The sequence below is a fragment of the Herbaspirillum sp. FG34 genome (genome assembly GCF_057809315.1).
The window spans coordinates 1-23011 of the sequence record NZ_JBMDJS010000028.1; the positions used below are offsets into that span (position 1 = coordinate 1).

Consider the following 23011-nt stretch of genomic DNA (forward strand, 5'->3'; position numbering starts at 1 on the left):
CTCGACCTATACCTTGGCAAGGTATCGCTCTACCAACTGAGCTACTCCCGCATGGAGCGTTTTGGAGGCGGGGGTCGGGATCGAACCGGCGTAGACGGCTTTGCAGGCCGCTGCATAACCACTTTGCTACCCCGCCTTGGGGACACGCATACTACCTAAAACACGTGTTGTTTGCAAACATCTTTTTTGACTTTTCTCGACTTGCGTCGCCGCCAAATTTTCAATGCTCGCTCACCTATCACAATAAAAAAAGGAAGCTTTGTTAGGCTTCCTTTTTTCCAAGTAACCTGGAGCGGGAGAAGAGTCTCGAACTCTCGACCTATACCTTGGCAAGGTATCGCTCTACCAACTGAGCTACTCCCGCATCGAAAACAGAACGCTATTATAAGGCGGCGTTGGTATTTGTCAACTATCGATCTTAATTATTTAATTATTTTTTTCCTGTGGCTGGCATCGGCTTCCTTGATCATGGGCATGGCGCGACGCAGGTAGTACAGCATCGACCACACCGTCAGCACCGCCGCCACCAGCAGCAGCAGGCTACCCCACAGACGGGTATCGATGAAGCCGAACAGGCTGTCGTAGTACAGCAGCATGGGGATGGCGATCATTTGCGCAGTGGTCTTGATCTTGCCCAGCGAACTGACCGCCACCGACTTGGAGGCGCCGATCTGCGCCATCCATTCGCGCAGTGCCGAGATGGCAATCTCGCGACCGATGATGATGAAGGCGATCACCGGATGCACGCGGTCCAGATGGACCAGCACCAGCAAGGCGCCAGTGACCATGAGCTTGTCGGCCACCGGATCGAGGAAGGCGCCGAAGGCGGAGGTCTGGTTCCAGCGGCGCGCCAGGAAACCATCGAACCAGTCGGTCGCGGCGGCCACCACGAAGATGGCCGTGGCGGCAATACCCTGTTCGTAACGGTTCAGGCCGATCTCGGGCAGGTAGTAGACCCCGACGACCAGAGGAATGAGTGCCACCCGCAACCAGGTCAGCAGAATCGGAATATTGAAAGGCATACGTCTAGGAGGGTTGGAGCGGCGTACACGAAAAAAAATTTACCGAATAGTAGCAGAGTCATCCCCTGCTGCGCCCGCCTTTACGTCAGCGCGCGCATCGACGCAGTGACGGATGCACGTCATTCAATGCAGTTGCCGGTAGATTTCCTCGGCCAGCTGGCGCGAGATACCTTCTACCGAAGCCAGGTCATCCACGCTGGCATCGACCACCCCGCGCAGACCGCCAAAGCGCACCAGCAGGCGCTGGCGGCGCTTGGCACCGATGCCCTCGATCTCTTCCAGACGCGACGTCTGGCGCGCCTTGGCGCGCTTGGCACGCATGCCGGTGATGGCAAACCGGTGCGCCTCGTCGCGGATCTGTGCGATCAGCATCAGCGCGGCAGATTCCTTGCCCAGCTCCTTGGGAGCGCGACCATCGGCGAAGACCAGGGTTTCCAGTCCCACCTTGCGCCCCTCCCCCTTGGCCACGCCGACGATAAGGCTGATGTCCAGGCCCAGCTCGGTCAGCACCTGGCGGGCCATTTCCACCTGTCCTTTGCCACCGTCGATGAGCACGATGTCCGGCATCACGCCCTCGCCATTGGCGACCTTTTCATAGCGCCGCGTGAGCACCTGACGCATGGCAGCGTAGTCATCGCCGGGCGTGATGTCGTTGATGTTGTAGCGACGGTATTCGCCGTTCTGCATCGCATGGTGATGGAACACCACGCACGAGGCTTGCGTGGCTTCACCTTGGGTGTGGCTGATGTCGAAACATTCGGCGCGCAGTTCGTCCAGGTCTTCGCGTTCCAGCTCCAGCACCTCAGCCAGTGCGCGGGTGCGTGCCTGTTGCGAGCCCTGTTCGGAGAGCAGCCGCGCCAGTGCGATCCCGGCGCCTTTGGTGGCCATCTCCAGCCATTGGCGACGCTGGCCCTGCGGCTGGAAGGTCAGCGTGATGCGATGGCCGCACTGCTCCATCAGGGCCATCATCAACGCCGGATCATCGAATTCGGTGCCGACGATGAGCGAGCCGGGAATGAACTTGTCGATGTAGTGCTGGGCCAGGAAGGCTTTCAGGACTTCGACCTCAATGCTGTCCTCGGCGGTGTCCATCGCATCGTCCACATGCGTGGGGAAATAGGCGCGGTCGCCCAGATGTCGGCCGCCGCGTACCATCGCCAGGTTCACACAGGCGCGCCCCCCCTGCACCACCACGGCGATGATGTCGATGTCGGCGTCGCTCACCGTCTCCATGCTCTGCTGGTGCAGCACGCTGGAGAGCGAGCCGATCTGGTCGCGCACGGCGGCGGCCTGCTCGAACTTGAGGTCGGCGGCGAAGGCGTGCATCTTCTGCTCCAGCGCTTCCATGACTTCGCTCTGGCGGCCACGCAGGAACTTGGAGGCGTTCTCGACATCGAGCGCGTAATCCTCGCGGCTGACCAGATTCACGCAGGGGCCGCTGCAGCGATGGATCTGGTGCAGCAGGCAGGGCCGCGTACGATTGGTGAAGACAGTGTCTTCGCAGGTGCGCAGCAGGAATACCTTCTGCAGGATCTGGATCGATTCCTTCACCGCCCCGGCATTGGGGAAAGGACCGAAGTACTGGTTGCGCTTGTCCACCGCACCACGATAGTAGGCCATGCGCGGGAAGGCATGGCCGGTGATCTTCAGGTAGGGGTAGGACTTGTCGTCGCGAAAGAGGATGTTGAAGCGCGGACGCAGCGTCTTGATGAGATTGTTTTCCAGCAGCAGCGCTTCGGCTTCGCTGCGGGTGACCGTGGTTTCCAGCCGGGCGATGCGCTCGACCATCATGGCGATGCGCGGGCTGGTCAGGGTCTTCTGGAAATAGCTGGAAACACGCTTCTTGAGGTCGCGCGCCTTGCCCACGTAGAGCACGTTGTCTTCGGCGTCGAAATAGCGATACACGCCCGGCAGGTGTGGCAGCCGGGCGACCGTCTCCAGCACGACCTCGCGCGGATCGGGGAGCGGGGAAGCAGGAATGTCGGACATGAACGAATGCGAAAGACTTACAGCGACTGTACCTGCGCGCGCGCCGCCAGATAGCGCGGCTCAGCCTGCAGCGCCTCCCACGTCAGCGCCTCGCCGCAGGGCAGCAAGGTAGCGCGACGCGCAGCAGACGCCGCATCCGTGCCGCCCTTGAGGCCGGCCAGAATGGCATCGGCCTTCTCGGGTGAATTGCAGATCAGGGCCACGTCGCAGCCAGCATCCAGTGCTGCTTGCGCCGCCTCCAGCGGACCACCGGCGACACTGGCGCCGTGCATGCTGAGGTCGTCGCTGAAAATCACGCCCTGGAAGGCGAAGCGCTCGCGCAGCATGGACAGCCACACCTTGGAGAAACCGGCCGGCTGGGCATCCACCTTGGGATAGATGACGTGGGCCGGCATCACGGCCGCCAGACTCATGCCCAGCCAGTCATACGGGGTGGCATCGTCACCCAGGATATCGTCCAGCGGACGTTCATCCACCGGAATGGCCACGTGCGAATCTGCCGTGACGAAACCATGGCCGGGGAAATGCTTGCCGCAATTGGCCATGCCCGCCAGCGCCAGACCGTGATTGAGGCTCTTGGCCATGAGCGTGACCACGCGCGGATCGCGATGGAAGGAACGGTCGCCGATCACGGTCGAGACCCCGTAATCCAGATCGAGCACCGGCGTGAACGACAGGTCAATGCCACAGGCGCGCAGTTCAGCGGCCAGCACGAAGCCGGTGGCCGTGGCCACCTTGGTGGCTTGCAGCACGTCGCGATCCCACAACTGGCCGAGCTGGCCCATGGCCGGCAGACGCGTAAAACCGTCGGTGCGGAAGCGCTGCACGCGGCCGCCTTCGTGGTCGACCGCGATCAGAATGCCGGGGCGAGTCTGGCGGATCGCGCTGGTCAACGCGACCAGTTGCGCACGGTTTTCGTAATTGCGGGCAAACAGGATCACCCCGCCGGTCAGCGGGTGCTGGATACGTGCGATGTCGGTCGCATCCAGCCGGGTGCCGACCACATCCAGCATCACCGGACCGAGCGGCTTGACGGTTTGATTCATGACTTCTCCACGATGACAAAGGCGACGGCGTATTCCACCTCGTCGGTGACGGAGACCTGGGCGCTCAGGCCCTGCTCTTCCATCCATTGTTGCAAGGCGCCGCTGCACACCACCACCGGTTTGCCGCTGGGCGCGTTGAGAACCTGCATGGCGCGCCAGGTCATGGGCATGCGCATGCCCATGCCGATGGCCTTGGAAAAGGCTTCCTTGGCGGCGAAACGGGTAGCCAGGAAGCGGATGCCACGGGCCTCCACCTTGGCCTTGCGGCGCAGGTATTTTTCCATTTCCTGCGGGCCCAGGATCCTGGCGGCGAAGCGGTCGCCGTGGCGTTGCAGGGTGGCCTGCAGGCGGGAAATCTGAAGGATGTCGGTACCGATGCCGTAGATCATGCAGCGCGCCTCAGCCCCGGGCCTTGAGCGCGTCCAGGCGCGCCTTGACCATGATGGCCTTCATCTCGGAGACCGCATTGCGCCAGCCGACGAAGACCGCATGGGCGACCACGGCATGGCCAATGTTGAGTTCGGCAATCTCGGGGATGGCGGCGATGGCCTGGACGTTGGTGTAGTGCAGACCGTGACCGGCATTGACCTTCAGGCCCAGCTTCACGCCCGCCTGCACGGCGATGCGGATGCGTTCCAGCTCTTCCTGCTGCTCGCGCTCGCTGGTGGCGTCCGCATAACGGCCTGTATGAAGTTCGATGACAGGTGCGCCCGATTCTGCGGCGGCCTGGATCTGCTCGACATCCGGATCGATGAACAAAGAGACCCGAATGCGCTCCTGCTGCAACTGGACGATCGCCGCCTGCACATCGGCAAAATGGCCGCGCACGTCGAGGCCGCCTTCGGTGGTGACTTCGGTGCGCTTTTCCGGCACCAGGCAGACATCCTGCGGCTGGATGCCACAGGCGAAATCGATCATCTCTTTCGTGACAGCGGCTTCCAGGTTCATGCGCGTCTGCAGCAGCGGGCGGATGGCCTTGACGTCTTCATCGCGGATGTGGCGACGGTCTTCGCGCAGGTGCAGAGTGATGGCATCGGCCCCGGCTTCCTCGGCTTCCAGCGCCGCGCGGATGGGGTCGGGATAACGCGTGCCGCGGGCATTGCGCAGGGTGGCGACGTGATCGATGTTGATGCCCAGGTCGATGGCCGGGCCGGCAGGCTGCAGGAAACTCATGGTGTCAGGAAGCTTCGTTTGAATGATGTCGGGATGTGATCAAGGCTGCACGTGAAGAACCGTGCAGCCTATGTCGGATTGTAGCGGCTCGGGATCGCACGCGGGGGCAGACGGGATCAAGTGGCGGCATGTTCTGGCCGGCGGCAGGCAGGCCGCCCGCGCCATCACAGCTGCATCAGGTCGATCAGGATCTGGCGCGTGTTGAGCTGCGCACCGCCCAGGTGATGCGACAGCAGGTAGCGCATCAGGAACTTGCTTTGCAACTGCGTGGTGGGGTCGCTGTAGTCCTCGCGCTCCATGTCCAGCAAGGTCTTGCCGGAGACCTTGGGCGCGCGGTCGGAAATGCGCTCCGGACGGGTACCCTGCTCGGGATCGACGACGTAGATACCGTCAGGCTGGACGGTCTTGCCGCTGACCACGCAATGGCTCCAGTTGCCGGCTACCCCGGTCTGCTTCAGGAGGAGGCGTTCGAACTGGCGCAGCACGATGGGGGCATTCTCGCCGTGGGCCAACTTGTTGAGGGTAGCCACGTAATGGTCGAACAGCGCCGGGTGCGCATCTTCGCGCGCCAGCAGCTTGACCAGCAGTTCATTGAGATAGAAGCCGCACAGCAGTGCCGATTTCTCCAGTGGCAGCAGGCCCCCGACCCATTCGGCATCGGTCAGCGTACGCACCTCGGACTTGCCGCTCCACGACAGCGAAAGCGGCTGGAAGGTCTGCAAGGCCCCGCGCAGCTTGGAGTGCGGACGCTTGGCCCCCTTGGCCACCAGCGCCACGCGACCATGGTCGCGCGAGAAGACGTCGATGATGAGACTGGTTTCCTTGTAGGGATAGCTGTGCAGCACGAAGCCCGGCTGCGCCAGCACCTTGTGCTCCTTCTCCGGCACGGCGCGGCTGCGCGCGCGCGGTGCCGCCGGTTTGCGCGCCGGCGCCCTGGCAGGCGCCTGCGGCACTGCCGGATCAACAACCTGGCTGGCCAGCGGGGATTCGTTGAGCATGGTGGTCATGGATATCCGTCCTGAAAGCGTGAAGCCACGTCGTTGAGGCGCGGCGTAATGCCATGATGATGCAGGAATTCAGCGCAGCCTGCAGAGGGCCGCACGCCGGCTCATTCGTAGCCGTAGGCGCGCAGGCCGGCTTCGTTGTCAGCCCAGCCCGATTTGACCTTGACCCAGATCTCCAGATAGACCGGGCCGCCGAAGAGGCGCTCCATGTCCAGCCGCGACTGGGTGGAGATTTCCTTGAGACGCGCGCCCTTCTGGCCGATCACCATGGCCTTGTGGGTGTCGCGCTCGACCAGGATGGCGGCGAAGATGCGGCGCAGGTTGCCTTCCTGTTCGAATTTCTCGATGAGCACCGTGCTGGTATAGGGCAATTCTTCACCGACGAAGCGGAACACCTTCTCGCGCACGATTTCGGAGGCCAGGAATTTCTCGCTGCGGTCGGTGATGTCGTCTTCATCGAACATCGGCGGATTCTGCGGCAGCAGTCTGCGTACCTCTTCCTGCAGGCGGTCCAGCTGGAAACGCTGCTTGGCCGAGACCGGCACCACGGCGGCAAAATCATGGTGCGAAGCCACTTCGCGGGCGAAGGGCATGAGCGTGGTCTTGTCCTTGTTGCGGTCGGCCTTGTTCAACACCAGGATGCAGGGCACGTTGGCCGGCAGGAGATCGAGCACCTGCTTGTCGGCCGGGCCGAAGGTACCGGCTTCGATCACGAACAGGATCACGTCGGCTGCCGTCAGGGTATTGGTGACGGTGCGGTTCAGGGTCTTGTTGAGCGCGTTGCTGTGGCGGGTCTGGAAGCCCGGCGTATCCACATAGACATACTGGGTATTCTCGATGGTCTGGATGCCGGTGATGCGGTGGCGCGTGGTCTGGGCCTTGCGCGAGGTGATGCTGACCTTGGCGCCGACCAGTACGTTCATCAGGGTCGACTTGCCGACGTTGGGACGACCGACGATGGCGATGTAGCCGCAACGGTAATCGTCATCAGGGGTCTGCGCCGACGCGTCGTCGGCCATGGGGGAGTCTGTCATGCTGTTCTGGATTGCGAGGCGGATGAAGCCGCCGAAATGGGTTCTGCTGCGACCGTTTCAGTGCGGTCGCCGGTATTCTTGCCGTCGTTGCGGGCCGTGACCGGCGCGCCCTTCTGCTCCTTGGTTTCCTTCGGCTCCTTCACCGGCTTGGCCGGCTTGCTGCCATTGACCGTCGAGGCCTCGGAACGATTGCCCTTGCCGCTGTCGTGCTCCGGCGCATCCGGCTGAATGGTGGCAATGCCGGCCAGCTTCAACTGGGTGGTGCGGGTACGCGGCTTGCGGCCGGCCGAAGGGGTCTTGGCCAGCGCCAGTTGCACCGCTTCCAGGGCCAGCTTGGCGGCGGCCTGTTCACCAGCACGGCGGCTGCCGCCGGTACCGAAGACCTGAATATCCAGCTTGGGGACCAGGCATTCGATCTCGAATTCCTGGCTGTGGGCGGCGCCGTGCGTGGCGATGACGTTGTACTGCGGCAGCGGAATCTTTTTGCCCTGAAGAAATTCCTGCAACAGGGTCTTGGCATCCTTGCCCAGGGTCTTGGGATCCACGTGTTCCAGTACGGGGACGTAGAGCGAGCGGATCACCGCACGTGCCGCCTCGAAGCCGGAATCGAGGAAGATGGCGCCAAAGAGCGCTTCCAGGGTATCGGCGAGGATGGAGGGACGGCGGAAACCGCCCGACTTCAGCTCGCCCTCGCCCAGGCGCAGGAACTGCGAAAGCTCCAGCCGCTGGGCGATTTCATACAGGGATTGCTGCTTGACCAGATTGGCACGCAGGCGCGAGAGATCGCCTTCGTCGATCTTGTCGTAACGTTCGAAGAGCAGCGAGGCCACCACGCAGTTCAGCACCGAATCGCCGAGGAATTCCAGCCGCTCGTTATGCAAGGCGCTATGGCTACGGTGGGTCAAGGCCTGCTGCAGGAGCGAAGCATCCTTGAAATTGTGGCCTAGCCGTTGTTGCAAGAGTTGAGGATCCATTTTTTCATCCGTCATTCAGTCTGCCGCCCCGATACGCGCAGCGGCGCGTGGATCGGGGATTACCAGCCTGACCAGTCAGCGGGATCGGTTCAAAGCAAAGCTGAAAACTGCTCCGGGTCTGCCTCCACAATGCGAAGTTGCCAGTTGGAAACCGCGAAAACTACGAAAGCTGCTGGACCAGGATGCGGCGCACTTTTAGTGGAAGCTGCCGATCCGCTTGATATCGCCCAGGTTCATCCAGACAAAGAAGGCCTTGCCGACGATGTTCTGGTCCGGTACGAAGCCCCAGTAACGACTGTCGAGGCTGTTGTCCCGGTTGTCTCCCATCATGAAATACTCGCCGGGCGGCACCGTGCAGGCGAAACCTTCGGCGTTGTAGGTGCACAGCTCGTGATGCGGGAAGGCATCGGGATTGGGCACGAAGTTGGGAGCACGCTCATCGGTCAGAATCTTGTGTTCCACGCCGGTCAGGTTTTCCTGCCACTGCTTATAGTACGTCAGATTTTCGTCGTCCAGATAATCCGGCAGCGCTTTATAAGAAATTTGTTCACCATTCACCGTTAAGCGCTTGTTTTCATAGACTATTTTATCACCGGGCACGCCCACCACGCGCTTGATGTAGTCCACCGACGGATCCTTGGGGTACTTGAAGACCATGACATCGCCGCGCTGCGGCTGGCCCACGTCGATGATCTTCTTGTTGATGATGGGCAGGCGGATACCGTAGGTGAATTTGTTCACCAGGATCAGGTCGCCCACCTGCAGGGTCGGCACCATCGAGCTGGACGGGATCTTGAACGGCTCATACAGGAAAGAGCGCAGGCAGAACACCAGCGCGATCACCGGGAAGAAGCTGCCCGAATACTCGATCCAGGCCGGCTGCTTCAGATGATGGGCCTGCAAGTCGGCACGGCTGGCGGCGACGCTGCCATCGCGCTTGATGCCTTGTGCCTCGTCGCGCGCCACGCGGGCGTCGAACTCGGCCAGGGCGGCATCGGCACGGGCGCGGCGCTGCTTGGCAAGGAAGAAGGTGTCTGCGAACCAGATGACGCCGGTCACCAGCATCAGGACGAACAGAATGAGTGCGAAGTTGCCCAACAAAGCCTGCATGTTATTTATCTTCCACTTGTAAGATTGCCAGGAATGCTTCCTGCGGGATTTCGACCGAGCCCACCTGCTTCATGCGCTTCTTGCCGGCCTTCTGCTTTTCGAGCAGCTTGCGCTTGCGCGAGATGTCACCGCCATAGCACTTGGCCAGCACGTTCTTGCGCATGGCCTTGACGTTTTCACGCGAGATGATGGTGGCACCGATGGCGGCCTGGATGGCCACGTCGAACATCTGGCGCGGGATCAGCTCACGCATCTTCGCCGCCACCTGGCGACCGCGGATCTGGGCCGCGGCACGGTGCACGATGATGGCCAGCGCATCGACCTTCTCGCTGTTGATCAGCATGTCGACCTTGACCACGTCTGCCGCGCGGTATTCCTTGAACTCGTAGTCCATGGAAGCGTAGCCGCGCGAGGTGGACTTGAGGCGATCGAAGAAGTCCAGCACGATTTCGGCCATCGGCATTTCGTAGGTCAGCTGCACCTGCTTGCCGTGGTAGCTCATGTTCATCTGGATGCCGCGTTTCTGCGTGCACAGGGTGATGACCGAGCCCACGTATTCCTGCGGCATGTACAGGTTGACGGTGACGATGGGTTCGCGAATCTCTTCGATCTTGGAGACTTCCGGCATCTTCGACGGGTTGTCCACCATCAGCATGGTACCGTCGCGTTGCTGCACTTCATACACCACCGTCGGCGCGGTAGTGATGAGGTCCATGTCGAACTCGCGCTCCAGGCGTTCCTGCACGATTTCCATGTGCAACAGGCCCAGGAAGCCACAGCGGAAACCGAAGCCCAGCGCCTGCGACACTTCCGGTTCATACATCAGCGCAGCGTCGTTGAGTTTGAGCTTTTCCAGCGAGTCGCGCAGGGCGTCGTACTGGTTGGCTTCCACCGGGAACAGACCCGCAAACACCTGCGGCTGCACTTCCTTGAAACCCGGTAGCGGTGCCGCGGCCGGCTTGCCGGCCAGGGTGATGGTGTCGCCCACGCGCGCGGACTTCAGTTCCTTGATGCCGGCGATGACGAAACCGACCTGCCCTGCCGTCAAGGCTTCACGCGATTGCGACTTGGGCGTGAACACGCCAATGCTTTCGGTCAGGTACTGGGTTTCGGTGGCCATCAACAGGATCTTGTCCTTGGGACGCAGGGTGCCATTGACGATGCGCACCAGCATGACCACCCCGACGTAGTTGTCGAACCAGGAATCGATGATCAGCGCCTGCAACGGCGCATCCGGATCGCCCTTGGGCGCCGGCACCTTGGCCACGATGGCTTCCAGCACCTCTTCCACACCCAGGCCGGTCTTGGCCGAGCAGGGGGTGGCGTCGGCCGCATCGATGCCGATGACGTCCTCGATCTCGCTCTTGGCGTTGTCCGGATCAGCGGAGGGCAGGTCGATCTTGTTCAAGACCGGCACCACTTCCACGCCCAGGTCCAGGGCGGTGTAGCAGTTGGCCACGGTCTGCGCTTCCACGCCTTGCGAAGCGTCCACCACCAGCAGTGCGCCTTCGCAGGCCGACAACGAACGCGAGACTTCATAGCTGAAGTCGACGTGACCCGGAGTATCGATCAGATTGAGGTTGTAGATCTGGCCATCCTTGGCCTTGTAGGACAGGGCTGCGGTCTGGGCCTTGATGGTGATCCCGCGCTCGCGCTCGATATCCATCGAATCCAGCACCTGGGCTTCCATCTCGCGGTTGGACAAGCCCCCGCACAACTGGATGATGCGGTCGGCGAGCGTGGACTTGCCGTGATCGATGTGGGCGATGATCGAGAAATTACGGATATTGTTCATTAACAGACTGGAAACGATGAAAAAAGGCGCTCTGTAGCGGGCTTTGCCCAGCCGAGCGCCTTTGCAACAGCTTATTCGACCCGGCATTTTACCGGAATTCACAGGGACAAGCCCGACTTTCCGGTGGCGGGCCGCGCGTCCTGAGACCGGAACTTATTTCATTTCGACAACAAATGCCTGAAGCCGGGCCAGATCGAGATGGTAATGACACAACTCCACCCACTGGCCATCGCCACCCTGCCCCATCAGCACCGGCACCAGTTCGTCATAGCGGGCGACCAGCACCTCGTCGGCATCGACATCGATCATCTCGATACTGGCGGGCGTCGCTCCCAGGGCCTGGCGCAGGGCATCGCGCAGGTCTTCGCACAGATGGCAGTAGCTGCGCGAATAGATGATGAAGTGCAAGGGATGAGGGGTGGTCATAGGCTCATATGAAAGTTTTTTCCTTGGCACGGCGGATCACCAAGGAAAAAGGCTGCGGTCCCGAGGAACCGCAGCCTTCATGCTGAAGTTTCTGGCAATTTTTCGGGAAGACTTCCCGCCTCAGTTGCCGCCGTTCGGACGCAGCGGCACGAACTGCGAGGCGTCGCCACGGCGCACCAGCACGGCCGCGCGCTTCTTGGCATCGAGCTTGGCCACCAGCTGGGTGAACTGCTTGCTGTCGTTGATATCGACTTCGTTGAGACGCTGGATCACGTCGCCCGGACGGATGCCGGCTGCGGCAGCTGCACCGCTGACGGCTTCCACCAGCACGCCATTATCGACCTTCAGGTCCTTCTTCTGCGCGTCGCTCAGATCGCTCACCACCAGGCCCAGGGCATTGGGGGCATTGTCGGGCTTGGCCTTCTTTTCCTCGGCCTGCTTGGGCTTGTCGGCTTCCAGCTCGACCACGGTCACGGTGACATCGCGGGCACTGCCCTTGCGCCAGATATTGACGGTCGCCTTGGCACCCGGCTTGGTGGAGCCGACCATGCGCGGCAGGTCGCTGGGACGCTCGATGGTCGCACCGTTGTACTTCAGGATGATGTCACCCGCTTCCAGACCGGCCTTCTCTGCCGGGCCACCGGCTTCCACCCGCTGCACCAGGGCGCCCTGGGCGCGCGCCAGGCCCAGCGATTCGGCCACATCCTTGGTCACTTCGCCGATCTGCACGCCGATACGGCCACGTGTCACGCGCCCGCTGGTCTTCAACTGGTCGGCCACGCGCAACGCTTCATCGATGGGCACCGCAAAGGAGATGCCCATGAAACCACCGGAACGGCTGTAGATCTGCGAATTGATGCCGATCACTTCGCCCTTCAGGTTGATCAGCGGACCACCCGAGTTGCCGGGATTGACCGCCACGTCGGTCTGGATCAGCGGCAGGTAGTCGCCGGTATCGCGCGCCTTGGCCGAGACGATGCCGGCCGTGACGGTGTTTTCCAGGCCGAAGGGCGAGCCGATGGCCAGCACCCATTCACCCACGCGGATCTTGTCGGAGTCCCCCATGTTCAGGCGCGGCAGATTGCTGCCATCGATCTTGAGCACGGCGACATCGGTACGCGCATCCGAGCCGACGATCCTGGCCTTGAATTCACGTTTGTCGGTCAGGGTCACATAGACCTCGCTGGCACCATCGACCACGTGCGCATTGGTCATGATGAAACCGTCGGCCGAGATGATGAAGCCGGAACCCACGCCACGCGGCACTTCTTCCTGCTGGCCCTGACCGCCCTGCTTGCCGTTGCCGCGCGGGGTGCCCGGCTGCTGCTGGCGCGGAATGGGGATGCCGAAGAAGCGGCGGAAGAATTCCTGCATTTCCGGATCATCCATGCCACCCTGCCCCTGCGCATTCTGGCGCACGCGCTCGGTGGTACGGATGTTCACCACGGCCGGGCCGGTGCGCTCGACGATGTCGGCGAAATCAGGCAGCGCCGCCACCGCAGGCGAGGCCACCGGGGGCGCCGCCTGCACGGCCGGGGCAGCAGCAAGGACGGAAGCGGCCAGCATGGTGCTGACCAGGGTGTTCTTCATGGAAATCATTGCAACGGTCTCTTTTATTTGGATTTCAGTTCAATGGAATTGGCCACCTGACTGATCGCAGCGGCGGGGACTTCTCCCACGACGGTCAGCCAGTAATCGCCCTGGCGACGCCCCAGGATATTCATGGCGCCCTGCTGCATCGTACCCTCTTCGCGGCCCTGACTGCCCGGCTCGATGAAGACCGAAATGGCGGCCAGCCCGTCAGAAAACACGATCTGCAAGACCTCGCGCTCGGACGGACGATTCTGGGCCGGTGCCGCACCAGGCTCACCGCTATCGGAAATCATGCGCCGTACCTGCTGGATCTTGCGAAAGCCGGGCGGCGGCGCGACCTGCCAGGCCGACAAATCGGCCGGGACCATGGCCTCTTTCTCGATGCGCCAGCCGCGCGTGTCCTTGTAAGTGGGGTTGACCCGGGCGCGATCAATGGCCCCGATGTCGATCTGGGTGAAGGCAATCTGTTCGATCACCTCGCCCCGGCCATCCAGCGTCTGCGCGCGCAACAGCAGGCCGGTGGCCTGGTCGGCGCAGAATCGATAACCGTAGCGCAGCTTGTCGCGCGGGGCCAGCACGATGGCCCGGCAACTGCGACCTGCCACGCGCTCGTCGCCATCGGAGGCAAGCCGGTAGAAGCGCGCCAACTCTTCCGGGCGGGCATCGATGATGGCCGGGAAGGTGTCGCGCGTGACCCGCCGCTCCCTGCGCACGATGCGCTGGTCGGGATCGTAACTGGCCACCTGCTCGTTGTCGCGCACGAATTCGCGCGGCTTGCCGTCGAGCAATTCGAGTTTTTCCAGCTCACTCTTGCCGACCACCACGTGAGTGACCCGCGAACTGCGCATCTGCGCGGCCTGCTGGTAGACGAAACTGCCGGAATAATTGAGTCGCCGGGCGGCAGACTGCATTTTTTGCAGTTGCGCCAGCAATTCGGAAGAAGTGGAGGCTTCGCTGACCACAGTTGCTGAAACGCCATCCGCCGCTTCAGCGGATGGCGCCAAGGAGAACCCCAACAACGTGGTCAGCAAGCACAGTACGCCGTACAGACGCCCCGTCAGAGACATCTTACTTGTCTGCGTCCGAGGAGAAGGCTGCGGAACGGGCGTATTGCGCCGAACTGTAGGAAGGCGAGAAACGCTGATGGGCAAACAGGTAGTCGTCGATGCGCGGATCGCGCTTGACTTCCCCCTGCTGCGCCAGCGAGCTCAGCTGGTTCACGTTCTGCGGATTGCCATTGGTCTCGGCGACGGTGGCAATGGCCGAGGGCACGTTGACCGGCACCGAAGCCACCTGCGCCACCGGAGCGGCCATCTTGGCATCGGCCGTCACCACCGCCTGCTGCGGCATGGCCACGAACACCGCTGCCACGGCCGCTGCCGCCGCGGCAGCACTGGGCATGAGCAAACGCACCAGGCGACCGGGACGGCTCGCACGGTGGTCACCATTGGCGGCAACCCTGGCCGTGACCACCGGCTGGACGGCTGGCGCAGCCACGGACGGCTGGGCGGCTGCAGCCTGAGGCGCGACGATGGTCGGCTCCGCATCGAGCAAGGCGCTCATCCTGGCCGAGAAGCCGGCACTCAGGGAGACATCCATCTCCTCCGAACGCAGCACCTCGCCGATGCGATGGTAATCCTCCCAAGCGTCCTGGGCGTCCTTGGAAGAACGCAGGGCCGCGAAGGCAAGGGTCATTTCTTCAGAGCCCAGCTCACCATCGGCGAGGGCTGAGATCTGTTCTTTGGTCGTTACTTTGGTATCCATGTGCAGTCACCCGGCAAATATCTTAGTTCCATACCCGCTTTATTATTTTCTTTTTAACAACAGGCTTGTGGCCTCATCACCAGCGCTTGTCCGCCGCCGTATCCAGCAGTGGACGCAACTTCTCGGCAATTGCTTCCCGCGCGCGGAAAATACGGCTGCGCACGGTGCCGATCGGACAATTCATCGCATCTGCAATCTCGTCGTAGCTCAACCCCTCGATCTCGCGCAACGTGATGGCAGTACGTAATTCTTCCGGCAATGCCTCCATTGCCACATTGACCGTCTGAGCAATCTGCTTGGTGGCCAACATCGACTCTGGAGTGTTGATGTCCCTCAGATGGTCTGCATCGTCAAAAGTTTCAGCTTCTTCTGCATCTGCTTCTGTCGAAGTTGGCGCCCTGCGCCCCATGGTGACCAAATAGTTCTTTGCAGTGTTGATACCGATACGGTAAAGCCAGGTATAGAAGGCAGAATCCCCACGGAATTGCGGCAGCGCACGATAGGCCTTGATGAAGGCTTCCTGCACCACGTCTTCGGCTTCGGCCTGGTCACGCACCAGGCGCGACACCAGGCGCATCAGCTTGCGTTGATACTTGACTACCAATAGCTCGAACGCCTTCTTGTCGCCACGCTGGACGCGCTCAACAAGCTGTTGGTCAATTTCGCGTTCTGTCGTCAAACCGGGTTCCTTGTTTTTTATGGCCGTGTTGTTTTATCGTCATTGCCTCGTGCAGATGCTTCCAGCTCGGCAATTTTCAAGCCCGTCAGCCTTATTTTTCCAGCAGCCTTGCCTTGGCGGTATTGTGACTGATCAGCCAACGACATGCCACGGAAAGTGCACGGAATGTATCTTCGGAGACCGAATCCGTCAGGATGGGGATGGTGCGCGTCCTGCCGTTTTCCAGGCGCAGGCGCAGAAACAGCATTCCTGGCCAGATGGTACTGCCGGCCAGCAGCTGGGCCAGGCCGGCTTTCATGACTTGCGGCTTGGCGCGCGCCGAGGGAAGCAGGTGCTCCACCACACGGATCTGCCCGGTGCCGGAGATATGCAGCCAGATGACCTTGCGGTCCCGCAACACCAGCACCAGCGCGAGGGCGGCGGCCAGCACGCAGGCCACGGCCAGGGCGATGCGCAACACCCAGGAGAGCGAACCCGGCATCCCGAAGGCCAGCGCGACACCAGTGAGCGCCACGCACAGACAGGCGAGGACAGTGACCAACAAAAGCAGGCGGGAAGGTTTGATATCGGCGGAAACTGCGATCGACATGAGATACCCGGAGCAAGGAGCGCCATCCATACTATGAGCGCCGTTAAAACGACAAACCCGGCTTCCGAAGAAGCCGGGTCTTGCATTTTACATCTTGCCGATGACCAGGGTACCGTTGGTGCCGCCGAACCCGAAGGAGTTCTTGACGGCAATATCGATCTTCATGTCCCGCGCCTGGTTGGCGCAGTAATCCAGATCGCACTCCGGATCCTGGTTGAAGATGTTCATCGTCGGCGGCGACACCTGATTGTGCACTGCCAGCACGGTCAACACCGTTTCCAGGCCACCGGCACCACCCAGCAGGTGACCGGTCATGGATTTGGTCGAATTGACAACCATCTTGTAGGCATGGTCGCCGAATGCGGCCTTGATCGCGTCGGATTCGTTCTTGTCGCCCAGCGGGGTCGACGTACCGTGCGCGTTCAGGTACTGCACTTCATCCGGATTGACGCCGGCGTCGCGCAGTGCATTGAGCACGCAGCGGCGCGGACCATCCAGGTTGGGCGCAGTCATGTGGTAAGCATCGCCGCTCATGCCGAAGCCGAGCAGTTCTGCATAGATCTTGGCGCCACGGGCCTTGGCGTGTTCGTACTCTTCGAGCACCATCACGCCGGCACCCTCGCCCAGCACGAAGCCGTCGCGATCCTTGTCCCAGGGGCGGGACGCGGTCGCAGGATCATCGTTGCGGGTCGACAGTGCGCGCGCCGAAGCAAAACCACCGATGCCCAGCGGCGAAACGCTGGATTCGGCGCCGCCGGCCACCATTACGTCCGCATCACCGTACATGATCATGCGTGCGGCAGAGCCGATGCAATGCAGGCCGGTGGTGCAGGCGGTGACGATGGCCAGGTTGGGACCCTTCAGACCGAACTTGATGGACAAGTTGCCCGAGATCATGTTGATGATCGAGGCCGGAATGAAGAAGGGACTGATGCGGCGCGGACCACGGTTGGTCAGTTCGGCGTGGGTTTCTTCGATCAGCGGCAAGCCGCCAATGCCCGAACCGATCATGACGCCAATGCGCTCGGCATTCTCATCGGTCACCGTCAATCCACTGTCCTGCATGGCCTGGATACCGGCGGCCATGCCATAGTGAATGAAGGTATCCATATGACGCGCTTCCTTGGCGGGGATGTAATCCTCGATATTGAAGCCCTTGACTTCACCGGCGAAGTGCGTGGTGAAGGGGGTTGCGTCGAACTTGGTGACGGTAGCGATGCCGGACTTGCCTTCCTTGATGGCACTCCACGTATCGGCGACGTTGTTGCCGACAGGCGAGATACATCCCAGGCCGGTAATGACTACACGACGTTCACGAGTACGGCTCAAGCAATTCTCCTGAAACTTTGACCAAAACCCTTATCAGGCCTTGACTTGCGACTTTGCGTAGTCGATCGCCTGTTGCACGGTGGTGATCTTTTCAGCTTGTTCGTCGGGGATTTCCATTTCGAACTCATCTTCCAGTGCCATGACCAGCTCGACGGTGTCCAGCGAGTCGGCGCCCAGGTCGTCCACGAACGACGATTCGTTCTTGATGTCGGCTTCGGCGACGCCCAGTTGCTCAGCGACGATCTTCTTCACGCGTTGTTCGATATCGGACATAGTGTTCCTCCAGAGGGATGATAGGTTACAAAAGTGCGCGCATTTTAGCAGGTTTGCGCGCGGAAAATTTACTTTTAACTATTCCTGGCAAGATTGTGCCAAGTCCAGCTTAACTGCAAACAAAAGTCGTCAAAAGGACTTGAATCAAGCCCTCAAGACTTACTTAACCCATGTACATGCCGCCATTGACATTGAGCGTCGTACCGGTGATGTAGGCCGCTTGCGGGGAGGCCAGGAAGGCCACCGCATAGGCGATTTCCTCTGCGGCGCCCAGGCGCCCCAGCGGGATCTGCTGCAGGATGGCGGCGGACTGCTGTTCGTTCAGCGCCTTGGTCATGTCGGTATCGATGAAACCGGGCGCGACGCAGTTCACGGTGATGTTGCGGCTGCCGATCTCGCGCGCCAGCGCGCGGCTCATGCCAGCCACGCCGGCCTTGGCGGCAGCATAGTTCATCTGGCCGGGGTTGCCGGCCTCGCCCACCACGGAAGTGATGTTGATGATGCGGCCGGTACGGGCCTTCATCATGCCGCGCAGCACGGCGCGCGACAGTCGGCCGACGGCGGTCAGGTTGGTGGCGATGACGCTGTCCCACTCCTCGTCCTTCATGCGCATGGCCAGTTGGTCCTGGGTGATGCCGGCATTGTTGACCAGGATGGAGAGTGCGCCAAATTCCTTCTGCACCTGCTCCACCAGGGCCACGCTGGCTTCTGCGTCGTTGACGTTCAAGACCGCTCCGCGACCGGCTTCCGGTCCCAATGCTGCCAGGTACTCGCTGATGGCGGCCGCACCCGATTCCGAGGTTGCCGTACCGACCACCTTGGCGCCCTGCTTTGCCAGCTCGGTAGCGATGGCTCGGCCAATACCGCGCGACGCGCCGGTCACCAGGGCAACCTGGCCTTGCAGATTCTGTGCACTCATTTCAGCAACTCCAATACTTTGTTCAGGGATTCCTGGTCGACGATGGCCTCACCCACCAGCTCGCCATTGATGCGCTTGGTCAGGCCGGTCAACACCTTGCCCGGACCGCATTCGATCAGGTGGGTGACGCCGTCGGCACCCATCTTCTGCACCGTCTCGACCCAGCGCACGGGCGCGGCCGCCTGGCGCACCAGGGCATCCTTGATGGCAGCCGGATCATTGACCACGGCCACGTCGACGTTGTTGATCAGCGGGATCTGCGGGGCGGAAAACGCCACATTGGCCAGATACGCTTGCAGGCGATCCGAAGCGGGCTTCAAGAGCGAGGAGTGGAACGGCGCCGACACCGGCAGCGGCAATGCGCGCTTGGCACCCTTGGCCTTGGCGATGTCGCAGGCACGGCCGACAGCAGCCTTGTGGCCGGCGATCACGACTTGTGCGGGGGCGTTGAAATTGACGGCTTCGACCACATCACCTTGCGCCGCTTCGGCGCAGGCCGCACGCACATCCTCATCGGACAGGCCGAGAATGGCCGCCATGCCGCCCTGCCCGACCGGCACGGCTTCCTGCATGGCTTGCGCACGGAAGCGCACCAGCGGCACCGCATCCTTGAAGGCGATCACGCCAGCGGCGACCAGCGCCGAGTATTCGCCCAGGCTGTGGCCGGCGACCAGTGCCGGCGCCTTGCCGCCTGCGGCCAGCCAGGCGCGATAGAAAGCCACGGCAGCCGTCAGCATGACGGGCTGGGTGTTGGTGGTCAGGTCCAGGTCTTCCTTGGGACCTTCAGCGATGAGCTTGCCCAGGTCGAATTGCAGTGCGTCGGAAGCTTCAGCGACGGTCTGGCGAACGACTTCATTGTCGGCGAAACCATTGAGCATCCCGATGGCCTGCGAACCCTGGCCCGGGAAAACGAAAGCAAATGTTGTCATGCTTGGATGTAGGTAAATTGGATGAAAATGCAGGAAATCGATGAAGCCAGTGAACGAAAGGACTACATCAGCAGCCCCTCCCTGCCCGCTTTACATGCGCACCAGCACGGCGCCCCAGGTGAAGCCGCCGCCGACGCCTTCCATCATGACGGTGTGGCCCGGCTGGATGCGACCATCGCGCACCGCCTGGTCCAGCGCCAAGGGAATCGAGGCCGCCGAGGTATTGCCGTGCTCGGCCACGGTGACCACCATCTTTTCCAGCGGCAGGCCCATCTTCTTGGCCGTGCCCTGCATGATGCGGATATTGGCCTGGTGCGGCACCAGCCAGTCGACCTCGGTGGATTGCATCCGGGCCGCTTCCAGCGCTTCGCGCGCCACCTTGTCCAGCAGCGAAACGGCCAGCTTGAAGACCGCCGGGCCGTCCATGTACAGGTAGGCGCTGCCAGCGACGGTGCCATTGTTGACACTGCCCGGCACGCACAGGATGTGGCCATGGCTGCCATCGGCGTGCAGCTTGGTCGCCAGCACGCCTGGCTCCTGCGAGGCGCTCATGACGATGGCGCCGGCGCCGTCGCCGAAGAGCACACAGGTAGTGCGATCCTTGAAATCCAGAATGCGCGAGAACACTTCGGCGCCTATGACCAGGACGTTCTTGTGCGCACCCGATTTGATGAAGCTGTCTGCCACCGACATGGCGTAGACGAAACCGCTGCAGACGGCCTGCACATCCATGGCCGGCGCGCCATTGGTGATGCCCAGCTTGCGCTGGACCACACAGGCGGTGCTCGGGAAGCCACCCAGGTGATCCGGGGTGGAGGTGGCCATGATGATCAGGTCGATGTCATTGGGCTGCATGCCGGCCGCCTCCAGGGCGCGCTGCGCCGCCTGCAGGGCGAGGTCGCTGGAGAGCTGGTCCGGTTCGGCATAGTGGCGCGCGGAAATGCCGCTGCGCGTGACGATCCATTCGTCCGAGGTCTCGATGCCCTGCTCGGCCAGCTGCGCGGCCAGCTCATGGTTGGTCACGCGCTTGGCCGGCAGGTAGCTGCCGGTGCCGACGATTTTGCTGTAAGTGGTCATGCCGTCTTCTTGCTCTGTTAGTTCGGTTGATCCAGGGAGACCGGTGCCGGCTCGAAAGCCTTGGCAGCGGCCTCGGCCGTGCGCCCCTGCTCCTGGGGCATCAGCTCCGCCATGCTGGCGGCAATACGGGCGAGCACATCATACTTGGCCGCGTCATAGGCGCGGCGGATGGCCCATTCGAAAGCATAGACATCGGCCCCGCCGTGGCTCTTGAAGACCAGGCCCTTCAGGCCCAGCAAACTGGCGCCATTGTAGCGGGAAGGGTTGAGGCGGCGCGACAGTGCCTTGATGGCGCCATAGGCAATCAGGGCGCCGAGCTTGTTGATCAAGCCCTTCTTGAATTCGCTGGTGAGCACCTGCTTGACGAAGCGCCCCAGCCCTTCGGAGGCTTTCAGGGTCACGTTGCCCACGAAACCATCGCACACCACCAGGTCGGTCGTGCCTTCGAAGATGTCATTGCCTTCCACGTTGCCGTAGAAGTTGAGAATACCCTTCTCATGATCGGCGCGCAGCAGGCCGGCGGTCGCCTTGACCAGCTCGTTGCCCTTCATGTCTTCCTCACCCACGTTCAGCAGGCCCACGGTCGGCTTGGCCTTGCCTTCCATGACCGCCACCAGGGCCGAGCCCATGAGTGCAAATTGATGTAAATGCTGTGGCTCGCAGTCGACGTTGGCGCCGAGGTCGAGCATATAGGTGGGGCCATCCTTCTGGTTGGGCAGGATGGTGCAGATGGCCGGACGGTCCACGCCCGGCAGGGTTTTCAATACGTAGCGCGAGACCGCCATGAGGGCGCCGGTGTTACCGGCCGAGACGGCGGCGTGGGCCTGCCCTTCCTTGACCAGGGTCACGGCCACGCGCAGGGAAGAATCCTTCTTGCGGCGCAGGGCGACCTCGATCGGGTCGTCCATGGTCACCACTTCGGTGGCGTTGTGAATGCGGATGCGGGTTTCGCCGGCCAGCTTGTATTTCTTCAGCAGCGGCTGCAGCACGGCTTCCTGGCCGACCAGGATCAGCTCTGCATCAGGTTGGCGCTTGAGGAAGGAGGCAGCGGCCGGGAGCGTGACTGACGGGCCATGATCGCCACCCATGCAGTCGATTGAAATTTTGATGGTCATCGATTTGATTCTGAGCCTTGCCAGCCCACATTATGAGGCAGATTGGAGAGCCTTCAAAATCGCACACTAGGTCAGCGCGCCAGATGAAGCTTCACGCAAGCAGGCAGGCGGGTCCGCTGACAGATGCCGCGGACATAAAAAAGCGGCGCAAAATGAACCTCCTGAAACAGAAGCTCATTGCGCCGCTTTTCTCCAAAAACAGCAAGCTCAATGAATGAGATTACTCGTCGTTCTTGGTCTTCAACACCTTGCGACCACGGTAGAAACCGTTGGGGCTGATGTGGTGACGCAGGTGGGTTTCACCAGTCGTCGGCTCCACAGCCAGCGGGGGTGCAGTCAGAAAGTCGTGTGCACGGTGCATACCGCGCTTGGACGGGGTCTTTTTGTTCTGTTGAACGGCCATGATTACTCCTAAACCTTACTTAAGATTGAAAATTTTAACACATAGGATTCCCGTTTTAGGTAAACCCGCTGTGCCGCTGCCCGGCCTTTGCCAGACATTCCCCAACAATACTTGTTACTGCTTTAACTTCTTCAGTACCTCAAACGGGGAAGCCCGTTCAGCACCTTTGGCCTCGGCCGCCACGCTACCATCCGGACAGACGTCATGCTTGGGCGCCACCGGCAAGGCCAGCAACGCTTCGTCTTCGATCAGGTAGTTCACGTCGAAGGCGGCTGATCCGACGATGACATCGATCTCGTCATCGTCCAGCAGTTCTTCGATGGTGTCGGCTTGCGCCTCATCTTTTGCCAATACCAGCAGCGACTTCGAATCAATCTCGAAATTCAATGCCGTCAGGCAACGCTGACAGATCAGATTAACTGCACCCGACACTGCCAGACTGAGTTGAGCATGCCCCAGCTTGTCGATATCGCCGGACAGAGCCCAGTGAATCGTGCCGGAACGGTCAACCGTCTCTTGCGCCAGACGACCTAATTCAGCAACCGGAATCTCACCCTGCGCCTGCTGTTTCAGCCTGCAGAATTCGAACGCGTCGATAACAAATGCATTCATAGCCAAAGCAGAATCCGGAAAACCTGCGATGATAACAGAAAATTTCCTTACCAGTCAAAGCCTTAGCGCGCCACCTGCGTTTGACGCGCAAAAAAATTCGCCTCGGGAGGCAATAAAGCCGCTTGGGCGAGGTTTTTCGGCCAAAATCCGGGTTTT

At 61.5% G+C, this 23011-nt stretch carries 24 protein-coding genes and 2 tRNA genes; all 26 read right to left on the reverse strand.

Annotated elements, in window-relative coordinates; genetic code table 11:
- Window positions 1-62 precede the first annotated feature (62 nt).
- A tRNA-Cys gene (locus ACODSZ_RS22050) sits at window positions 63-136 on the reverse strand.
- A gap of 152 nt (window positions 137-288) precedes the next feature.
- Window positions 289-364: transfer RNA gene (locus ACODSZ_RS22055), tRNA-Gly, on the reverse strand.
- Between the two features lie 58 nt (window positions 365-422).
- Window positions 423-1022, reverse strand: coding sequence for a CDP-diacylglycerol--glycerol-3-phosphate 3-phosphatidyltransferase (pgsA, locus tag ACODSZ_RS22060; RefSeq protein ID WP_175342404.1), 600 nt, complete (start codon window positions 1020-1022; stop codon window positions 423-425).
- Between the two features lie 123 nt (window positions 1023-1145).
- A complete protein-coding gene (gene uvrC / locus ACODSZ_RS22065) occupies window positions 1146-3011 on the reverse strand; it encodes an excinuclease ABC subunit UvrC (RefSeq protein WP_008327990.1) in 1866 nt (621 codons plus the stop codon).
- 17 nt (window positions 3012-3028) lie between these two features.
- Complete coding sequence (gene nagZ, locus ACODSZ_RS22070) at window positions 3029-4057, reverse strand: beta-N-acetylhexosaminidase (protein ID WP_488928539.1); 1029 nt, start codon at window positions 4055-4057, stop codon at window positions 3029-3031.
- Entirely contained in the window at window positions 4054-4446 is a 393-nt protein-coding gene (acpS, locus tag ACODSZ_RS22075) for a holo-ACP synthase (protein ID WP_008327987.1), read from the reverse strand. The genes nagZ and acpS overlap by 4 nt, the downstream gene beginning before the upstream one ends.
- A 10-nt stretch (window positions 4447-4456) precedes the next feature.
- The gene (gene pdxJ, locus ACODSZ_RS22080) at window positions 4457-5230 is read right to left on the reverse strand and encodes a pyridoxine 5'-phosphate synthase (protein WP_175342402.1); all 774 of its coding nucleotides are present in this window, start codon (window positions 5228-5230) and stop codon (window positions 4457-4459) included.
- A gap of 164 nt (window positions 5231-5394) precedes the next feature.
- Window positions 5395-6237 carry a DNA repair protein RecO gene (gene recO, locus ACODSZ_RS22085; protein ID WP_175342401.1) on the reverse strand — a complete coding sequence of 281 codons (843 nt, stop codon included), beginning with the start codon at window positions 6235-6237 and terminating at the stop codon, window positions 5395-5397.
- A gap of 101 nt (window positions 6238-6338) precedes the next feature.
- Window positions 6339-7268, reverse strand: a complete 930-nt coding sequence (gene era, locus ACODSZ_RS22090; protein ID WP_034350203.1) for a GTPase Era — start codon at window positions 7266-7268, stop codon at window positions 6339-6341.
- Entirely contained in the window at window positions 7265-8242 is a 978-nt protein-coding gene (gene rnc, locus ACODSZ_RS22095; RefSeq protein ID WP_034350201.1) for a ribonuclease III, read from the reverse strand. The genes era and rnc overlap by 4 nt, the downstream gene beginning before the upstream one ends.
- A 195-nt stretch (window positions 8243-8437) precedes the next feature.
- Window positions 8438-9352 (reverse strand): signal peptidase I, encoded by a 915-nt coding sequence (gene lepB / locus ACODSZ_RS22100; protein ID WP_008327982.1) that lies wholly within the window; start codon window positions 9350-9352, stop codon window positions 8438-8440.
- A gap of 1 nt (window position 9353) precedes the next feature.
- The gene (gene lepA, locus ACODSZ_RS22105; protein WP_008327981.1) at window positions 9354-11147 is read right to left on the reverse strand and encodes a translation elongation factor 4; all 1794 of its coding nucleotides are present in this window, start codon (window positions 11145-11147) and stop codon (window positions 9354-9356) included.
- A gap of 153 nt (window positions 11148-11300) precedes the next feature.
- Window positions 11301-11573 carry a glutaredoxin family protein gene (locus tag ACODSZ_RS22110; protein WP_488928540.1) on the reverse strand — a complete coding sequence of 91 codons (273 nt, stop codon included), beginning with the start codon at window positions 11571-11573 and terminating at the stop codon, window positions 11301-11303.
- A gap of 120 nt (window positions 11574-11693) precedes the next feature.
- The gene (locus tag ACODSZ_RS22115; protein WP_488928541.1) at window positions 11694-13172 is read right to left on the reverse strand and encodes a DegQ family serine endoprotease; all 1479 of its coding nucleotides are present in this window, start codon (window positions 13170-13172) and stop codon (window positions 11694-11696) included.
- 14 nt (window positions 13173-13186) lie between these two features.
- A complete protein-coding gene (locus ACODSZ_RS22120) occupies window positions 13187-14233 on the reverse strand; it encodes a MucB/RseB C-terminal domain-containing protein (RefSeq protein WP_034350198.1) in 1047 nt (348 codons plus the stop codon).
- A gap of 1 nt (window position 14234) precedes the next feature.
- Window positions 14235-14930, reverse strand: a complete 696-nt coding sequence (locus ACODSZ_RS22125) for a sigma-E factor negative regulatory protein (protein WP_488928542.1) — start codon at window positions 14928-14930, stop codon at window positions 14235-14237.
- A 76-nt stretch (window positions 14931-15006) separates the two neighbouring features.
- On the reverse strand, window positions 15007-15609 hold the full coding sequence (rpoE, locus tag ACODSZ_RS22130) for an RNA polymerase sigma factor RpoE (protein ID WP_006463502.1): 603 nt from the start codon (window positions 15607-15609) through the stop codon (window positions 15007-15009).
- A 91-nt stretch (window positions 15610-15700) separates the two neighbouring features.
- A complete protein-coding gene (locus tag ACODSZ_RS22135; protein ID WP_175342397.1) occupies window positions 15701-16198 on the reverse strand; it encodes a protein YgfX in 498 nt (165 codons plus the stop codon).
- Between the two features lie 87 nt (window positions 16199-16285).
- Window positions 16286-17527 (reverse strand): beta-ketoacyl-ACP synthase II, encoded by a 1242-nt coding sequence (gene fabF / locus ACODSZ_RS22140; protein ID WP_008327974.1) that lies wholly within the window; start codon window positions 17525-17527, stop codon window positions 16286-16288.
- 33 nt (window positions 17528-17560) lie between these two features.
- Window positions 17561-17800, reverse strand: a complete 240-nt coding sequence (gene acpP, locus ACODSZ_RS22145; protein ID WP_006463505.1) for an acyl carrier protein — start codon at window positions 17798-17800, stop codon at window positions 17561-17563.
- A gap of 163 nt (window positions 17801-17963) precedes the next feature.
- Window positions 17964-18719 (reverse strand): 3-oxoacyl-ACP reductase FabG, encoded by a 756-nt coding sequence (fabG, locus tag ACODSZ_RS22150; protein WP_088753657.1) that lies wholly within the window; start codon window positions 18717-18719, stop codon window positions 17964-17966.
- Window positions 18716-19648: an ACP S-malonyltransferase gene (gene fabD / locus ACODSZ_RS22155; RefSeq protein WP_488928543.1), complete on the reverse strand. Its 933-nt coding sequence runs from the start codon at window positions 19646-19648 to the stop codon at window positions 18716-18718. Before fabD ends, fabG begins: the two co-directional genes overlap by 4 nt.
- Before the next feature lie 90 nt (window positions 19649-19738).
- Window positions 19739-20725, reverse strand: a complete 987-nt coding sequence (locus tag ACODSZ_RS22160; protein WP_088753655.1) for a beta-ketoacyl-ACP synthase III — start codon at window positions 20723-20725, stop codon at window positions 19739-19741.
- 17 nt (window positions 20726-20742) lie between these two features.
- A complete protein-coding gene (gene plsX, locus ACODSZ_RS22165) occupies window positions 20743-21840 on the reverse strand; it encodes a phosphate acyltransferase PlsX (protein WP_008327966.1) in 1098 nt (365 codons plus the stop codon).
- 220 nt (window positions 21841-22060) lie between these two features.
- Window positions 22061-22243: a 50S ribosomal protein L32 gene (gene rpmF / locus ACODSZ_RS22170; protein WP_006463510.1), complete on the reverse strand. Its 183-nt coding sequence runs from the start codon at window positions 22241-22243 to the stop codon at window positions 22061-22063.
- A 114-nt stretch (window positions 22244-22357) separates the two neighbouring features.
- A complete protein-coding gene (locus ACODSZ_RS22175) occupies window positions 22358-22855 on the reverse strand; it encodes a YceD family protein (RefSeq protein ID WP_217509765.1) in 498 nt (165 codons plus the stop codon).
- Between the last annotated feature and the right edge of the window lie 156 nt (window positions 22856-23011).

Coding starts and splice junctions, on each gene's coding strand:
- plsX (WP_008327966.1), bottom strand. CDS start 21,840: ATGACCATCAAAATTTCAATCGACTGCATGGGTGGCGATCATGGCCCG.
- era (WP_034350203.1), bottom strand. CDS start 7,268: ATGACAGACTCCCCCATGGCCGACGACGCGTCGGCGCAGACCCCTGAT.
- fabG (WP_088753657.1), bottom strand. CDS start 18,719: ATGAGTGCACAGAATCTGCAAGGCCAGGTTGCCCTGGTGACCGGCGCG.
- uvrC (WP_008327990.1), bottom strand. CDS start 3,011: ATGTCCGACATTCCTGCTTCCCCGCTCCCCGATCCGCGCGAGGTCGTG.
- lepB (WP_008327982.1), bottom strand. CDS start 9,352: ATGCAGGCTTTGTTGGGCAACTTCGCACTCATTCTGTTCGTCCTGATG.
- pdxJ (WP_175342402.1), bottom strand. CDS start 5,230: ATGAGTTTCCTGCAGCCTGCCGGCCCGGCCATCGACCTGGGCATCAAC.
- pgsA (WP_175342404.1), bottom strand. CDS start 1,022: ATGCCTTTCAATATTCCGATTCTGCTGACCTGGTTGCGGGTGGCACTC.
- ACODSZ_RS22175 (WP_217509765.1), bottom strand. CDS start 22,855: ATGAATGCATTTGTTATCGACGCGTTCGAATTCTGCAGGCTGAAACAG.
- rnc (WP_034350201.1), bottom strand. CDS start 8,242: ATGGATCCTCAACTCTTGCAACAACGGCTAGGCCACAATTTCAAGGAT.
- ACODSZ_RS22135 (WP_175342397.1), bottom strand. CDS start 16,198: ATGTCGATCGCAGTTTCCGCCGATATCAAACCTTCCCGCCTGCTTTTG.
- fabD (WP_488928543.1), bottom strand. CDS start 19,648: ATGACAACATTTGCTTTCGTTTTCCCGGGCCAGGGTTCGCAGGCCATC.
- ACODSZ_RS22115 (WP_488928541.1), bottom strand. CDS start 13,172: ATGATTTCCATGAAGAACACCCTGGTCAGCACCATGCTGGCCGCTTCC.
- ACODSZ_RS22160 (WP_088753655.1), bottom strand. CDS start 20,725: ATGACCACTTACAGCAAAATCGTCGGCACCGGCAGCTACCTGCCGGCC.
- acpP (WP_006463505.1), bottom strand. CDS start 17,800: ATGTCCGATATCGAACAACGCGTGAAGAAGATCGTCGCTGAGCAACTG.
- recO (WP_175342401.1), bottom strand. CDS start 6,237: ATGACCACCATGCTCAACGAATCCCCGCTGGCCAGCCAGGTTGTTGAT.
- ACODSZ_RS22125 (WP_488928542.1), bottom strand. CDS start 14,930: ATGGATACCAAAGTAACGACCAAAGAACAGATCTCAGCCCTCGCCGAT.
- rpmF (WP_006463510.1), bottom strand. CDS start 22,243: ATGGCCGTTCAACAGAACAAAAAGACCCCGTCCAAGCGCGGTATGCAC.
- ACODSZ_RS22110 (WP_488928540.1), bottom strand. CDS start 11,573: ATGACCACCCCTCATCCCTTGCACTTCATCATCTATTCGCGCAGCTAC.
- ACODSZ_RS22120 (WP_034350198.1), bottom strand. CDS start 14,233: ATGTCTCTGACGGGGCGTCTGTACGGCGTACTGTGCTTGCTGACCACG.
- nagZ (WP_488928539.1), bottom strand. CDS start 4,057: ATGAATCAAACCGTCAAGCCGCTCGGTCCGGTGATGCTGGATGTGGTC.
- acpS (WP_008327987.1), bottom strand. CDS start 4,446: ATGATCTACGGCATCGGTACCGACATCCTTCAGATTTCCCGCCTGCAG.
- lepA (WP_008327981.1), bottom strand. CDS start 11,147: ATGAACAATATCCGTAATTTCTCGATCATCGCCCACATCGATCACGGC.